Consider the following 14,691-nt stretch of genomic DNA (forward strand, 5'->3'; position numbering starts at 1 on the left):
CGGCAGCACCCACGGCTAGCACTTGCCAAAGCCAACAATTTACCCCAAAATGATAAAAAATTGTTGCCAAAAATCCTAGATGAAGCCAACCATAGCCCAACAAATCAACACCTTATTATATTATTTGCAGACCAAACAGACACCGCCGTTTGAGATACTGTTTTGGGAAAACTTGCAAAAGATTGACTTTGATTATTCAGCCAACAGCCTACAACAACTCAGTCGGTTTTTTGCAGCAATGGCAAAACGCCACATTCAATTGCCACAATTATTGGCAAACCAAAGCGGGCAAGCACTTGTGGTAGCGCTCGCCGCTTATATTGCAGACTATTTAGCCAAAACCACCGGGCAACCGATTGCTTGGTATGACTATGACAGGATGTCAGCGCAACTGGCACGGCAAAATAAGTACCCCACCCAGTCACAGTTACCTGCCGATTTTTACGCGTCACTCACCGCGCGTATCGGGCATAAGGTATATTGCCAACCGCTTAAGCTATTACCAGATTTGCTGCAGGGTAAAGATGTGTTGCCACAGTTTATTGCCCAGATGACGCAGACCCTCTATCAGCAATCGCAAGTGAACTTATTGCAATCGCCTGAGGTGGTGTGTCAGGGCTATTTGGCAAAAGTGAAAACAGGTAAACTACAGGATGCCGCTATCGCATTTTCTACCTATCTGGCAGCGGTGAATTTTGACCATAGCCGTGATAGTTTGGTGCAAATTGATGAGGCGTTATCGGCTATTCAGCAGGCGTTTGGGTTTACGCAAGCGGATTATCTGGACTTTTTGCAAGATGCCTCACATCAAGCATTTTGCTATTTGCTGGGGTTTTATATTGGCGTGACCAGCAGTCGCTTGGCCAATGCGCCCGTGCGCTGGGTATCTTTTGCGCAGATGTATGACAGCTTGGGCGAGGCGTTTGCTGAATGCCTTGAGCATAGTTTTGTGCTGCTGTTTGAGGACTGCTATCGCACGCCAATGCTGGTAGTGACCAATCGGTTATTTGGACTTGCTAGCAGTTTTCCGACTACCGCTGCTGAGTTTGCCGATATTTTACAACGGCAAAATGCAGGTCACCTAGCGGTTTATCCTTATCAAGACGCTGTGAGCGCTACCGCTGACTTGCCAGCGCATTGGACGTCAGCCATGCAGGCGGCGGGTGCGTTGGTGGCATCTGTGCTATCAAGGTTATCACAAGGTCAGCCGATTGTACCTTGTGTGTATCAAGCCCATAGCAGCGACAATATAGGGGATGAATTAACGGTATTTAACCCATCCAATATTAAGCTGTTATCTCCTAGCGATACGGATTTAGACACAGTTAGAGCCACAGATACAGATACCGACAAGCTAATTGATAGCCTCTACCAAACGCTGCATCAAAACCCACAATTAGCCCCCATAATCGTTGGCTGTTTTGATAGCTATACCAATTTGCCGATGGGGCGCACTGAAGGGATCGTGATTGAGATATGGGTGTATGAAAACCCTCGCTTACAGTTGCAGCTTGTGTTGCCGTATCAGTCTGCCAATGATTGGCACAGTCTAAAAATTTATCCGTTAGTCAGTCATCAAAACAGCGCACAAGCAGCGATTACGTCAGAGCAAATAATCGCGTTAACCACTGACTTTTACCAAGCACTGCTAAGCACACCTTTAACACAAAATACCGCGGTCAAAATGCTGTGGCAAGATGCCTGTGTCAATCAACTTGATAGCTGGGTATTGCCGCCCAAAGACCAGCGTATCCAGCAACAAAACGCGCAGCTGGTGACGCATTTTGATTTTACGCTATTGCCGATACTTGATAATCAACCCAATGTGAATATGGCAGCTTTTGACTATACCAGTATTGATTGGCGCGGGTTTGATTTGGCCAAACATATTTTGCAAGCCAGCCACCATGAGCAAGGCTATTTGCAGGTGTACGTCAGTGATAATTTGATTAAAGATGAACTGTATCGGCAAGTAGAAGCGACTGAGGATTTATATCGCTATGGCAAAGTGGTGTGGGGCGTCGTGATAAAATCTGATACGGCGTTAACCGAGCCGATGTCAGAAGAGGAACGAGACACGCCTTTTGCCAACTATCGGGTAAGTTGTGCCGACATTTTGTTTGATCCAAGCGGGCAAGCAAGGCTAGAAGACTTGCAAGCCAAGGCAAGTCAATTAAAGGATGCGATTGGCAGAGTCAATCAGCCGCCAAATGCTACGCCTGACGTGGCATTTTATCAATTACATTGCCAAGACGACACATCTAGGGTGTTCAATTTGGCTTATCCAGCCAGTATCGCAGCGACCAACTATCGGATAACTACCAGTTGGATTTGGCGGCGCCATTTGCCCAATGGTATGTTATCAAACAGCATAGTGCCCATTATCATTCATACTAATGCTTACCAAAATAAACCCGAGCAGGGCGAAATTATGGTATTGCCTAGCCAATTATGGGATAAAGCCTATTATCATTACTGGCTAAGCTTGGCTTATGAGCAATTTGGGCAAGATTATGATTTACTCCCCTATATCCACTGGCAGCAAAAATACGCACAGGATAGCACCGATGCCGCAACCCAAAAGCGGCTATGGCCAAAATTTAAACCCAACCGAGCACCCAGCCGAACACCCAACCGAGCACAAAGTTCAGCTATCGGATTGATGTCAGACAAGCTAGAAAATCCAATGCCAGCTACTGCTAAGCAACAAGCGACTATTCAACAAGCCGCTATTCAACAAACGACTGGGCAAAAACTTGCTGATGTACAGCCAACTTTACAGCCCTTCATAGCGTCAACCTCACAGACACCAAAAGCGTCGCCATCCTCGCTGTCCAATGAGCTGACGCAGCAACTTATGAATGACAAGCTGCGTTTACAGACCCAATTATCCACCAAAGATACAGCCAAAGATAAAAAACTCCTAGTGATTGCTATCGGTGGGGTGCTTGTTTTGATTATCATGGTGATACTGGTCAAATTGATGCGATAAATTTCCCCAATTTTTATTTGAAAAAAGTCAGCATACGCATCAAAAGGTCATAAAAATTTGTTATGCTAACGGTCTGTAAGTTGGATGATGACAACAAAAAGAAAGATAGGGATACAATATGAAAATTATTGCTGATGGCAATATTGCTCATTTAAGCGATTTTTTTAATGAACACACTTTAGGGCGACCCATTGAATTGATTGCGATGGCAGGGCGTGAGATTGACGCGGCTGTGATAGATGAGCATCAGCCCGATATTTTGTTAGTGCGTTCCGTCACGCCTGTCAACAGGCTGTTGTTAGACAACAATAAAAGCGTCAAATTTGTCGGTAGTGCCACCATCGGCATCGACCATGTCGATGTGGAGTACCTCGCCAAGCGTGGTATCATTTTTGCCCATGCCGCTGGCTGTAGTAAACATTCGGTTGCACAATATGTGGTGGCAGCGATTGCCAATTTGCGCCCTGATTATTTATTCAAACCCATCAACCTTGGCATTATTGGGGTGGGCAATATCGGTAATACGCTAGCACAATATGCGATTTCCTATGGCTGGAATGTGCTGGGCTATGACCCACTCAAACCACCGTCGGTGGTGAACAACGCCAAACTTGAAACTGTACTGCAAGAAAGCAATGTGATTAGCTTTCACGTGCCGCTCACGCATGCGCACAACAGCTCATATCCCACCCATCACGACTATCTGATGACCCAAGCGCGCTGGCAAACCGTATCCGACACTGCCATCATCATCAATACCTCACGCGGTGAAGTGCTCGGTCGTGATGATATTGTCGCAAGCCCGAATGTGTGTGTACTCGATGTGTTTGAACACGAGCCCAATATCGATGCCCAGCTGCTCAAAGCCTGTAGTATCGTCACCCCGCATATCGCCGGTTATACCCTAGAAGGCAAACTTAGGGGCACACAGTTTGTCTATAATGCCTTATGCAAATATTTACAGGTTGTCCCAACGGTTGATTTTCATACCTTGATGCCAGCTGAAGTGCCGCTGTTTCAAAAAGTGCATAACCCACTCAAAGACCACGAGCGTCACCAACTGCTCAATAAAATTCCTGTGATGTATGACATCAAAGCTGATGACAAGCGCTTACGTAGTGTGGCAAATGCAAACGGTGATATTGAAGGAAAAGACTTTGATAACCTGCGTAAAAATTACCCGCTGCGCCGTGAATGGCAATCATACGTGTTCAAAATTTGATAAAAAATGTTCACCATGACATAAAGCAAAAATAGCCAGTATGGGAAAATACTGGCTATTTTTTTTGGGTCTGCTAATATTGTCGCAAATCCAACTATCCAAACTGCTATGTCAACCACTTATCAACCTACTTGCACCCTACAAACCGCCCAAGCCCGTGCTCAGATGTATGCCACCATCCGCCAATTTTTTGCCGAGCGACAGGTGATAGAAGTACAAACCCCGGTGATGTCACAGGCGGGCAACACCGATATATTTTTGCAATCCGTCGCTAGCAATGTCACTGTGGCCGACCATCCAACAACCTATTATCTGCACACCTCACCCGAATTTGCCATGAAGCGTCTATTGGCAGCTTGGCAAGTGCCGATGTACCAGATTTGCCCCGTGTTTCGCGACAACGAAATTGGCAGCCGCCACAACATTGAATTTACCATGCTTGAATGGTACCGTCCCAATTTTAGCTTGGATGAACTGGCAAAAGAGACCAATGACTTGATATCCGCGGTACTCGGCTATCCGGTGATCTTTGACCATTATCGCTATGTGGATGCCTTTATGGATTTTGTTAAAATTCATCCCTTTACTGCTAGTTGCGATACCCTTAAAGCCATCGCTAAAGATAATGGTCTTAACATTGATTTGGGGGAGGATCACCAAGGCTGGTTAGATTTATTGTTTAGTCATTTGGTGGAGCCTAATTTGGGAAAAGCGCTACCGACACTCATCTACGATTATCCTGTCGCCACTGCCGCCCTCGCCAAGACAATCACAGACAAAGATGGCAATCGGGTGGCTAGACGCTTTGAGCTGTATATCAACGGTCTTGAAATCGCCAATGCGTATGATGAGCTGGCTGATGGACAGGCGCTGCGTCTGCGCTTTGATGAAGACAATGTGGCGCGTAAAAATCGCGGGCTACCTGTAATGCCAATTGACGAAAATCTGCTGGCAGCTTGTGATGCCCTGCCAGCTTGTAGTGGCATTGCGCTTGGCCTCGATCGACTGCTGATGATTAAAACGGGCAAAACCCATATCCGCGATGTCATCGCTTTACCCACCCCTCACGCCTAACAGCAGTGAACTCAAAAAATAGGAATTGATATGAAAATTTGGCATTTATTTTTGGGGCTGATGGCAGGCTTGGGCATCCCGATTCAAGCAGCGATTAACACCCGATTGGGCGCAATGTTTGGTGGTCAACCGTTAATGGCAGCATTTGTATCGTTTACGGTTGGCGCGCTATTATTGTTCTTGGTGTCTTTGCTATTTGTCGATTGGCAAGCGGTACAATCGGGTCTATCAGACATGCAAATCAGTGATTGGTGGAAATGGCTTGGCGGTGCGCTGGGCGCGTTTTTTGTTTTTGCGTCGATTTTTTTAGCGCCAAAAATCGGTGTTGCCAATACGGTGTTTTTGTTTATCTTAGGTCAGCTGGTTATGGGCATGGTGGTAGATAGCTTGGGTTTATTTGGTATGCCTGTTAAAACCCTGCATTGGAGTAAATTTTTGGGGATTGTATTGATGCTGGTGGGCGTATCGTTTTTTATGTTTGGACAAAAATGGTTTGCTAAGTCGTCATAATGCTATTTTTAGGTCAATGTTCAAAGCCAATCGCTAATTGATGGATATAATCATTGAATTTGTGTTCATCTTGCGAACCAATCATCAAGGCATTGGGAATAGACTCATCCATACCCAATAACATCACCACACCAAAATCTTCCGCTTGAAAATAGCGCTCATGCGGCTGCCGCAATTCGGTGATTTCACTGGCGATATGCTGTAATTTTTCACTCAAATCAGCTGGAATTGACCGTCCATCAAAATCATAAATTTGGGCATGGTGTTTCAATCCACCATTGACACCATTAACAATCGCTTGCGCCAGTAAGAACTCCGCTAACGGTAATTCATCAAACCAATGAATTTCGCTTTGTTCAATCGCATCAAAGTTGCGGCTCATTTGCACCATCGGGTTATGCTGCTTTTTTGGGCTTAGGTCATCTACATGAATGCCCCAAACGCCGTCATTATCGCAGGTTTTGCCAATGACGAGATGGTCGCCCAAGCGTTCTAACGGCAATAAGCCAAGGTGATTAAAGCCACTATTTAGACTAGCAATATTGCCTAAAGCCAATAAATAATGATACAAACCTGCAGGTAGTTGAAAGCCCAAGGCCTGCTCATTTTGCTCAATCATCGCCTGACTGACACCCAGCGGTTCGGGGTGATTTTCCAGTTGATACAATAACTTAATAGCACTAATAGGGTTTAGCATAATCAACTAGCGAATCCAAGCATTTAAAATATTGGCGAAGGCTTGTTTGTCTTTGTCGCTATAGGGGGCTTGTCCACCTTGCTGTGAAGCTTCTAACACGCCTGTACTTCGCATGGTATCCATAAAATCGCGCATATTAAGCTTTTGCTTGATGTTGTCTTTGTCATACACAAAACCGCGAGAGGTGACTACCTTGGCACCTTTTTCAATGCAGTCATTGGCGAGTGGTATATCGCTGGTGATGACCACGTCGCCCGCTACACAGTGCGCTGCGATATAGTCATCCGCTTTATCAAAACCGCCTTCGACCACTGTCATCTGCAAAACTGGCAAGCGTGGCAAAGCAATGCCGCGATTGGCGACAAAAATCGTGGTTGTCTGCGTGCGCTCCGCGGCTTTGATGATGATTTGCTTGGCAATATTGGGAATTGCGTCAGCGTCTATCCACAGGGTTATTTTTGCTGTCATGGCTTTCACTAAAAGGATTAGTCATCTAGCAAATCAAGCTGTTTGGCAGATTGAAATAACACGTTTGAGCGGTTGCCCGAACGGCAGAACATAAACACCGGTTTTTCTGCTTGATTAAAAATCTCGGCAAACTGCTCAACTTGCTCACGGGTTAATTGACCACCAACGACCGGTAGATAATGATAGGCGAGCCCTGCTTGCTGTGCTTCAGTAGCGATATCTGTTTGCAGTGGTTGGTTGGGCTCTTCGCCATCAGGGCGGTTGTTGATGATGGTTTTAAAGCCTTGCGCTTGAATTTGAGCAACTTGCTGTGGCTCAATTTGACCATAAAAAACAGTATTGTTTGGCATGTTGTGTTTCCTTATAAAGTTAGCGATAAAGTTAGCGTTGATTATTCATGTTTTTACTGACTACGACAAGTATATTTATTGGGTTAATTGTTTAACGGCTTGTTGCGTACTTAAAAATACCTTGCCGGTTAATTTTTGAATCACATCGGTTTTTTCAATCACATCCATCACAGGCCCTTTGACTTCCGAAAAATGTAGGGCGATAGCTTGAGCTGCCAAATTTTGGTTTAGATTGATGAGCATATCTTGTGCCGTCAAATCAATATGATTGACTGCCGATAACATCAGTACCAGATTTTTAGTCTGTGAGTGACTGGCAATTGCTTGCTCAATAAAGTGTAGTACGGACTGGGCATTACCATAAAACAGGCTTTCATCAATACGAATGATCAATAAATCATCAAACTGGGTCACTGCATGGCGTGCAACATTACGAAAATGCCCGGTATCACCAATTTGACCCACAATCGCGATATGCGGATGGCTGGTTTGCCAAATCAGGCCTGCAAAGGAGGCTAACAGCCCCGCCACCAAGCCAATATTTAGCCCAAACATTAACACACCTGTGAGTGCCACGCCAAATGCCAGCGCATCGAGTTTGTCATAGCGCAGCGCTTGCTTGAGCGTTTGCACATCAATCATACTGATAATCACTGACATGATTGTAGCACCCAATATGGCATAGGGAAGTGGCTCTAAAGTCTGGCTAAAAAACAGCAGCACCAATGCCATCACCAGTACCGATAACATACTGGCAAGGGGGCTTTGCGCGCCCGCATCGACATTTACCGCGGTGCGTGAGAAGCCACCAACAATGGTAAACGACTGAAAAAACGCACCGGCGATATTGGCAACGCCTAGCCCTTTAAGTTCTAGATTAGCATCGTAAGCTTCATGGCGTTGTCGCGCAAATGAGCTGGCAACCGAGTTGCTAGAGACAAACGCAATCAGCGCCATCAATCCGGCTGCAGGTAATAAATTAATGAGTTCAACGGGCGAAATCTGATAAAACGGCAGCACAAAATGCGGCAAACCACTGGGTACATCCGCCACCGTACGAATACCGATAGCGGCAAAGTTGCCAACTTGACTGGCGATAATACCGATTGCCAGTACCCCAAGGGGTAACATGCGCGTGATGACCTCAATGACTTTGTCAGCCAACAAAGGCTTGAGCCAAGTTTTAAGATAATAGCGGTTGATAATTAGGACGGTGAATGCCGCAACACCGACCATTAAGGTGGGCACGTGCAACTCACGGCGATGAAACAAAAAGGTTTCAACATTCTCTAGCAGTGAATTGCCACTAATCGCGATACCCGTCACATATTTGATTTGCCCGACCAAAATCAAAATCGCCGCGCCACTAATAAACCCTGCCGTCACGCCACGGCTAATAAACTGGGTAATCCAGCCGAGCCGAAACACGCTTGCTAGCCACAATAGTGCCCCTGTTATCAGCGCCAAAAACGACGCCATAATGGCATAATGCATGGGCGGCAACTCGTTATAGGGCTGCAGCGCTTGTGCGGTCATAATCGCCGTAATCGCCACAGGACCGACGGCATTGACCGAGCTTGCGCCAATCCACGCATACACCAGTACCGGCACAATCGCTGAATATAACCCATATACAGGGGGCAACCCCGACAGCATGGCATAGCCCAAACTTTGCGGAATTACCAAAATACCCACGATAACACCCGCCAACAAATCTTGACTGAGATTTGCCTTGTTATAGTGCGTTACCCAGTGGGGTAATCGTCGCAAGTAGGCTGAATGTAATGGCAAGGTGGTTATTCCGATAAAGTGGTTACTCTGATAAATTAGCGTCCGATAAATTGGCAGACTGGTTAGCTTTAGATTTAATTATTTTGTGTGACAAAAGCGATCATACAGTACATTGAGGATTGCTAAGGCATTGTCACTGGCGACTGAATAATAGATTTGTTTGCCTTCGCGGCGGGTGTTGACCAAACCATCTTTACGCAAAATCCCCAATTGCTGCGACAGACTTGGTTGACCCAGTCCCACTTTCTCTTCAAGCTGGCTCACACAATGCTCACCTTGCGTCAATTGACACAGCAGCATCAAGCGGTCAGGATGAGATAACGACTTTAACAACTGGCTGGCTTTTCCTGCAGCAGCGTGCATTTGATCGAGCATGGTTGCATCCATCGACACAGGCGCATCGGACTGCGGTTCGGCAATTTCAGACATGACTTTCCCCCCAAGGTATTTTGATGGCTAATACGCAATGCCTGATACTAAGTGCTGCTACCATCAAACTTATCACATAATTTTAAAATAAATAAACGTTTGTGCCAATACAATATATTTAATAACATATTATAAAATAATATAATGAATTGAGCAACGCCTTTCAATGCGGCTATTATACAAAAGTATAAAGTGTTTTTTCAGTTGAAATTGCCATAAAGATATGCCAAAAGCGTTTTTAGATAACAGGAAAACTTATGAACATTCATTCTTTTTTAGACAAAGACACTGAAACTTTTACCCACGTCCTAGTCGATACAGCTAGCAAACACTGTGCCATCATCGACCCAGTATTGGATTTTGACGCCGCAGCCGGCAAAATTAGCTATGACAATGCCGATAACGTCATTGGGTTTGTCAAATCACAAGGGTTGACCTTGGACTATATCATCGAAACCCACGCCCATGCCGATCATTTATCGTCCGCGCCTTATATCAAGGCGCAATTAGGCGGTAAAATAGTGATGGGTAAATATATCGATAAGGTGCAAAAAACCTTTAAAACCATTTTTAACTTTGACGAACTAGCCACCGATGCCAGTCAATTTGATATTTTGACTGAGGAAGGCAGCGAGCTAACACTGGGTGATTTGAGCATCACAGCCATGCATGTACCGGGTCATACCCCAGCTGATATGGCATATAAAGTGACGGATAAAAGCGGTGACAAAGAAAAAATTGCGGTATTCGTCGGTGATACTATCTTTGCCCCTGATGTCGGCTCTGCACGCTGTGACTTTCCTCATGGTAGTGCCGAGGATTTGTATGACTCGATTCAGCGTTTATTAGCCTTGCCCGATGATACCCTGCTGTACCTTTGCCATGATTACCCACCCAAGGGCGGGCGTGAGCATATTGCAACGGTTTGTGTCAGTGAGCAAAAATTACGCAACATTCATGTCAAACAAGGGACGCCTAAAGCAGAATTTGTACGAATGCGTAACCAACGTGACAAAACACTTGCAATGCCACGTTTGATTTTGCCATCGGTACAAGTTAACATCAATGCAGGTGAATTGCCAAAACCAGAAAACAATGGCGTTCGCTACCTTAAAATTCCCTTAAATCAATTATCATAAAATAAGGAAAATAAAAATGAAAACCAATGTGGGCAACAAAGAACGAGTCGTGCGTGTTGTGGCAGGTCTAGCTTTACTAAAATCAGCGAAAAGCAAAAAGATGAAAATGCTTGGCTTAATACCCTTAGTATCGGGTGCGACGGGTCATTGTCCTTGTTATAGCATGCTAGGTATCAACACCGCCAAATCAGCAGCAGATAGCAAAAAGCACGCTAAAGCGCAATCCAAAGACCATGCGAAAGATAGCGCTGATGACAAAAGCACCGTGATTGACAGTGTCATGCAAACAGCTGAAACCTTAAAAGAAACAGTTCAAGAAAAAGCAGCCACGCTTAAAGAGACTGCTCAGGAAAAAATAGAAGAACTTGCAGACGCCAAGAAAGCTGACCATGCAGACAAAGCGGAAAAGTCAGAACAATCAGAAAGAAAAGAGGCTTAATCTAGGCGGCTTTAATTTAAGCGAATGTGACATTCGTTATAGTCTAATAAAAGACTGAGAAAAGGCATCCGTTTGGGTGCCTTTTTTCGTTATACTAGCTTTTATCATTTTCAAGACAAACACAACTCAATGAAAAATACAGCGGTCAAATTTTGCGGCTTTACCCAACTTCAAGATATTACAAATGCGGTCAATCTTGGCGTCGATGCGGTGGGTTTTGTATTTTATGAGCCAAGTCCGCGAGCAGTGACCCCCGAGCAAGCCTGTGAGCTTGCCAAAGCGGTGCCTGCGTTTACCACGGTGGTGGCATTGGTGGTCAATATGCCCGAGCAAGAATTGGTTTATCTATCGCATCACGTGCCATTTGATATCGTGCAGTTTCATGGTGATGAATCGCTGCAAGAATGCAAGCTGATGGCAGATAGAATCAATAAACGCTGGATAAAGGCATTACGTATCAGCCATGATGACACCACGGAGACGATTGTCAGCCAAATCCAAGCGCTTAAAGACTTTGGGGCGTGTAGCGTGCTACTTGACGCCTATCATCCCGATAAATTTGGCGGTACAGGTGATAGCTTTGATTGGGAAAAAATCCCCAACTACTCGCCGTTACCGATTATTTTGGCGGGGGGTTTAACGGCGGATAACGTGGGCGAAGCGATTGCTAAAACCAATGTCTATGGCGTGGATGTGAGTGGCGGCATTGAGTCAGCAAAAGGGGTGAAAAGTTTGGCGAAAATGACAGGTTTTTTAGATAAAGTGAGGAATTAAATGAGTATCGGTAAAATTGTACGCTGGCACGATGACAAAGGTTTTGGCTTTGTAAAATCTCATGATTTGGACAAAGATGTATTTGTGCATATTTCGGCTTTTCCGCCTAATTCACTTCGTCCAAAAGTTGGTGATGATGTCGTTTTTCAAGTTGAAAATACGCCAAAAGGGTTACAGGTGACTAGAGCAAGATATAAAGATCAACTAAATGATAATGTTTCGACAAATGCTCAAAAAGGAAACCTTTACTTAGAATTAGAGCGAGATGACAATATTTCTCGACGTAAAGATAGTGATATGTCTTTCCCAAAAAAATCCCATAGGCATAGACAATCAAAATTACCAAATAATAAGCCAAAAGGTTTGTTTAGTTCTCTATTTGGTCTTTTAGCAATTGCTTGCCTTATCTATTACGGCTATCAGAATTTGTCAAATCGTTCAGAATATACTAATTCGCAAGTATCTAAGCAAACACTTGCTAATATAGAGCAACAAAAATCGGTTAATAATACCAATTTCAAATGTGATGGTAGACAACATTGTAGCCAAATGAATTCACGTGAAGAAGCTGAATGGTTTTCACAAAATTGCCCTGATACTAAAATGGATGGTGATAAAGATGGTGATGTCTGTGAAAACGATAGTCGTTGGTAACATTTTAAATAAGTCAAACATTAACATTGCAATTTTAGCAAAATACTTTATACTAGCGTTCTAGTACAATAGAACAAAAAGACGACAGGTGAAAAATGAATATCTTGGTCACAGGCGTAACCGCAGGGTTTGGCAAAGCGATTGCCGAATTACTCATCTCAAAAGGTCATACCGTCATCGGCACTGGCAGACGTCAAGAAAAACTGGACGAACTACAGAGGCAACTGGGCGACAAATTTATCCCGCTAAACTTTGACGTATCGGACTTGCCTGCCACCAAAACCGCCTTACAAACTTTGCCAAATGATTTGCTTACCAACATCGACGTACTGGTCAATAACGCAGGATTGGCACTGGGACTTGAACCCGCGGATAAAACAGACTTTGCCGATTGGCAACAAATGGTCAATACCAATATTCTAGGCTTGATTCATTTAACCCATGAAATTTTACCTTTCATGGTCGCCAACAACGACGGCTACATTATTAATTTAAGCTCAACCGCAGGTAATTATCCGTATTTTGGTGGTAATGTGTATGGCGCGACCAAAGCCTTTGTGACCCAGTTTAGCCTAAACTTGCGTGCCGATTTGGTCGGCAAAAATATCCGTGTCAGTAATATCGAGCCAGGACTATGTGGTGGCACGGAGTTTAGCAATGTTCGTTTTTATGGCGATGACGCCAAAGCCGCCCAAGTTTATGACAGCGTGCAATATGTCACCCCACAAGATATCGCCAATATGGTGGCATGGCTGATTGAACAGCCCAAACACGTCAATATCAACCGTATTGAAGTCATGCCAACCGCACAAACCTTTGCAGGTTTAAAAGTCGTTAAAGATTTATAAAATTAGAGAGAAAATAATGAACATTCAAAATCCAACTGAAGTAAAAGACTTTAATCAATATCCCGATGCCAGCGGACATTTTGGCATTCATGGGGGACGCTTTGTCTCTGAAACCCTGATGGCGGCACTGGAACAACTTGAGCATATCTATAATACTGCCAAAGCTGACCCCGAATTTTGGAAAGCCTTTCAAGACGACTTGGTCAATTATGTTGGCAGACCAACACCACTTTATCATGCCAAGCGCCTAAGTGATGATATCGGTGGGGCGCAGATTTATCTCAAACGTGAAGACTTAAACCACACAGGCGCTCACAAAGTCAACAACACCATAGGTCAAGCCTTGCTTGCCAAGATGGTCGGTAAAAAACGCATCATTGCCGAGACAGGCGCAGGACAACATGGCGTAGCAACTGCCACCATCGCAGCGCGTCTAGGTCTTGAATGTGTGGTGTATATGGGCGCAGATGATGTCGAACGCCAAGCCATGAACGTGTATCGTATGCGTCTGCTTGGCGCAACCGTGGTACCTGTCACATCGGGCACTCGCACGCTCAAAGACGCCATGAACGAAGCCATGCGTGACTGGGTCACCAATGTCGATAGCACTTATTATGTCATTGGCACTGTCGCAGGTCCGCACCCATACCCCATGCTGGTGCGTGACTTTCAAGCCATTATCGGCAAAGAAGCCAAACTACAACACTACCAAAAAACAGGCAAACTGCCCGATGCGTTGGTCGCTTGTGTCGGTGGCGGTAGTAATGCCATTGGACTGTTTTATGACTTTTTAAATGATAAAGACGTCAAAATGTATGGTATCGAAGCCGGCGGCGATGGGGTGGAGACAGGCAACCATGCTGCGCCGCTTACCGTCGGTCGAGTGGGTGTATTACATGGCAACCGCACGTATTTGATGGCGGATGATGATGGGCAGATTTTGGGCACCCATTCGATTTCGGCAGGGCTGGATTATCCTGGCGTGGGTCCTGAGCATAGTTTCTTAAAGGATATCGACCGTGTGCAGTATGTACCTTGTACCGATGAAGAAGCGATGGTGGGATTTCGTGAATGTACCCAAAAAGAAGGCATTATTCCTGCACTAGAAAGTTCGCACGCCATTGCGTATGCGTTGAAACTTGCCAAAACCATGTCAAAAGACCAGTCGATTATTGTCAATCTTTCGGGTCGTGGGGATAAAGATTTGCATACCGTCATGAAACGTGATGGAATTGAGATTTGATTGATAATCTGCTCAATTGGAATGGCTTAAATTTACTCGGTTTTACATTTATAGTTATGAG

The 14,691-nt window shown here is 44.9% G+C and carries 15 protein-coding genes; 10 read left to right on the plus strand and 5 right to left on the minus strand.

Annotation, left to right across the window (positions count from 1 at the left end; genetic code table 11):
- The first annotated feature begins 79 nt into the window (after positions 1-79).
- The 4 genes from ACH0AB_RS04315 (at position 80) to ACH0AB_RS04330 (ending at position 5,798) form a co-directional block, all read left to right on the plus strand.
- Positions 80-2,992 (plus strand): hypothetical protein, encoded by a 2,913-nt coding sequence (locus ACH0AB_RS04315; RefSeq protein WP_406877323.1) that lies wholly within the window; start codon positions 80-82, stop codon positions 2,990-2,992.
- Positions 2,993-3,110: 118 nt separating this feature from the next.
- Entirely contained in the window at positions 3,111-4,214 is a 1,104-nt protein-coding gene (locus ACH0AB_RS04320; protein ID WP_406877324.1) for a 4-phosphoerythronate dehydrogenase, read from the plus strand.
- Positions 4,215-4,322: 108 nt separating this feature from the next.
- Positions 4,323-5,288, plus strand: a complete 966-nt coding sequence (gene epmA / locus ACH0AB_RS04325) for an EF-P lysine aminoacylase EpmA (RefSeq protein ID WP_406877325.1) — start codon at positions 4,323-4,325, stop codon at positions 5,286-5,288.
- A gap of 30 nt (positions 5,289-5,318) precedes the next feature.
- On the plus strand, positions 5,319-5,798 hold the full coding sequence (locus ACH0AB_RS04330) for a DMT family transporter (RefSeq protein ID WP_157797004.1): 480 nt from the start codon (positions 5,319-5,321) through the stop codon (positions 5,796-5,798).
- A 13-nt stretch (positions 5,799-5,811) separates the two neighbouring features.
- Here ACH0AB_RS04330 and ACH0AB_RS04335 read toward each other — a convergent pair whose 3' ends face one another.
- From ACH0AB_RS04335 to ACH0AB_RS04355, 5 genes are all read right to left on the minus strand, one after another.
- A complete protein-coding gene (locus ACH0AB_RS04335) occupies positions 5,812-6,495 on the minus strand; it encodes a hypothetical protein (protein WP_406877326.1) in 684 nt (227 codons plus the stop codon).
- 6 nt (positions 6,496-6,501) lie between these two features.
- Positions 6,502-6,951, minus strand: a complete 450-nt coding sequence (locus tag ACH0AB_RS04340) for a YaiI/YqxD family protein (RefSeq protein WP_406877380.1) — start codon at positions 6,949-6,951, stop codon at positions 6,502-6,504.
- Between the two features lie 29 nt (positions 6,952-6,980).
- On the minus strand, positions 6,981-7,313 hold the full coding sequence (locus ACH0AB_RS04345) for a protein tyrosine phosphatase family protein (RefSeq protein WP_050323982.1): 333 nt from the start codon (positions 7,311-7,313) through the stop codon (positions 6,981-6,983).
- Between the two features lie 75 nt (positions 7,314-7,388).
- Entirely contained in the window at positions 7,389-9,104 is a 1,716-nt protein-coding gene (locus ACH0AB_RS04350; RefSeq protein ID WP_406877327.1) for a SulP family inorganic anion transporter, read from the minus strand.
- A 78-nt stretch (positions 9,105-9,182) separates the two neighbouring features.
- Positions 9,183-9,491: an ArsR/SmtB family transcription factor gene (locus ACH0AB_RS04355; protein ID WP_197931512.1), complete on the minus strand. Its 309-nt coding sequence runs from the start codon at positions 9,489-9,491 to the stop codon at positions 9,183-9,185.
- A gap of 299 nt (positions 9,492-9,790) precedes the next feature.
- On the opposite strand from ACH0AB_RS04355, the gene ACH0AB_RS04360 reads away from it, so the two are divergent.
- The 6 genes from ACH0AB_RS04360 (at position 9,791) to trpB (ending at position 14,630) form a co-directional block, all read left to right on the plus strand.
- Positions 9,791-10,672 (plus strand): MBL fold metallo-hydrolase, encoded by an 882-nt coding sequence (locus tag ACH0AB_RS04360; RefSeq protein ID WP_406877328.1) that lies wholly within the window; start codon positions 9,791-9,793, stop codon positions 10,670-10,672.
- Between the two features lie 16 nt (positions 10,673-10,688).
- Positions 10,689-11,111, plus strand: a complete 423-nt coding sequence (locus ACH0AB_RS04365) for a YgaP family membrane protein (protein ID WP_406877329.1) — start codon at positions 10,689-10,691, stop codon at positions 11,109-11,111.
- A 129-nt stretch (positions 11,112-11,240) separates the two neighbouring features.
- Positions 11,241-11,885: a phosphoribosylanthranilate isomerase gene (locus ACH0AB_RS04370; RefSeq protein WP_406877330.1), complete on the plus strand. Its 645-nt coding sequence runs from the start codon at positions 11,241-11,243 to the stop codon at positions 11,883-11,885.
- The gene (locus ACH0AB_RS04375; RefSeq protein WP_239741587.1) at positions 11,886-12,539 is read left to right on the plus strand and encodes a cold shock domain-containing protein; all 654 of its coding nucleotides are present in this window, start codon (positions 11,886-11,888) and stop codon (positions 12,537-12,539) included.
- A 95-nt stretch (positions 12,540-12,634) separates the two neighbouring features.
- Complete coding sequence (locus ACH0AB_RS04380) at positions 12,635-13,387, plus strand: SDR family NAD(P)-dependent oxidoreductase (protein ID WP_406877331.1); 753 nt, start codon at positions 12,635-12,637, stop codon at positions 13,385-13,387.
- Positions 13,388-13,403: 16 nt separating this feature from the next.
- Positions 13,404-14,630, plus strand: coding sequence for a tryptophan synthase subunit beta (trpB, locus tag ACH0AB_RS04385; protein WP_036601146.1), 1,227 nt, complete (start codon positions 13,404-13,406; stop codon positions 14,628-14,630).
- Positions 14,631-14,691: the final 61 nt, after the last annotated feature.

Source organism: Moraxella sp. 179-F 1C4 NHS, from assembly GCF_045370505.1.
Classification (GTDB): domain Bacteria; phylum Pseudomonadota; class Gammaproteobacteria; order Pseudomonadales; family Moraxellaceae; genus Faucicola; species Faucicola tetraodonis.

Coding starts and splice junctions, on each gene's coding strand:
- ACH0AB_RS04320 (WP_406877324.1), top strand. CDS start 3,111: ATGAAAATTATTGCTGATGGCAATATTGCTCATTTAAGCGATTTTTTT.
- ACH0AB_RS04375 (WP_239741587.1), top strand. CDS start 11,886: ATGAGTATCGGTAAAATTGTACGCTGGCACGATGACAAAGGTTTTGGC.
- ACH0AB_RS04370 (WP_406877330.1), top strand. CDS start 11,241: ATGAAAAATACAGCGGTCAAATTTTGCGGCTTTACCCAACTTCAAGAT.
- ACH0AB_RS04360 (WP_406877328.1), top strand. CDS start 9,791: ATGAACATTCATTCTTTTTTAGACAAAGACACTGAAACTTTTACCCAC.
- epmA (WP_406877325.1), top strand. CDS start 4,323: ATGTCAACCACTTATCAACCTACTTGCACCCTACAAACCGCCCAAGCC.
- ACH0AB_RS04365 (WP_406877329.1), top strand. CDS start 10,689: ATGAAAACCAATGTGGGCAACAAAGAACGAGTCGTGCGTGTTGTGGCA.
- ACH0AB_RS04380 (WP_406877331.1), top strand. CDS start 12,635: ATGAATATCTTGGTCACAGGCGTAACCGCAGGGTTTGGCAAAGCGATT.
- ACH0AB_RS04345 (WP_050323982.1), bottom strand. CDS start 7,313: ATGCCAAACAATACTGTTTTTTATGGTCAAATTGAGCCACAGCAAGTT.
- ACH0AB_RS04315 (WP_406877323.1), top strand. CDS start 80: ATGAAGCCAACCATAGCCCAACAAATCAACACCTTATTATATTATTTG.
- ACH0AB_RS04330 (WP_157797004.1), top strand. CDS start 5,319: ATGAAAATTTGGCATTTATTTTTGGGGCTGATGGCAGGCTTGGGCATC.
- trpB (WP_036601146.1), top strand. CDS start 13,404: ATGAACATTCAAAATCCAACTGAAGTAAAAGACTTTAATCAATATCCC.
- ACH0AB_RS04355 (WP_197931512.1), bottom strand. CDS start 9,491: ATGGATGCAACCATGCTCGATCAAATGCACGCTGCTGCAGGAAAAGCC.
- ACH0AB_RS04335 (WP_406877326.1), bottom strand. CDS start 6,495: ATGCTAAACCCTATTAGTGCTATTAAGTTATTGTATCAACTGGAAAAT.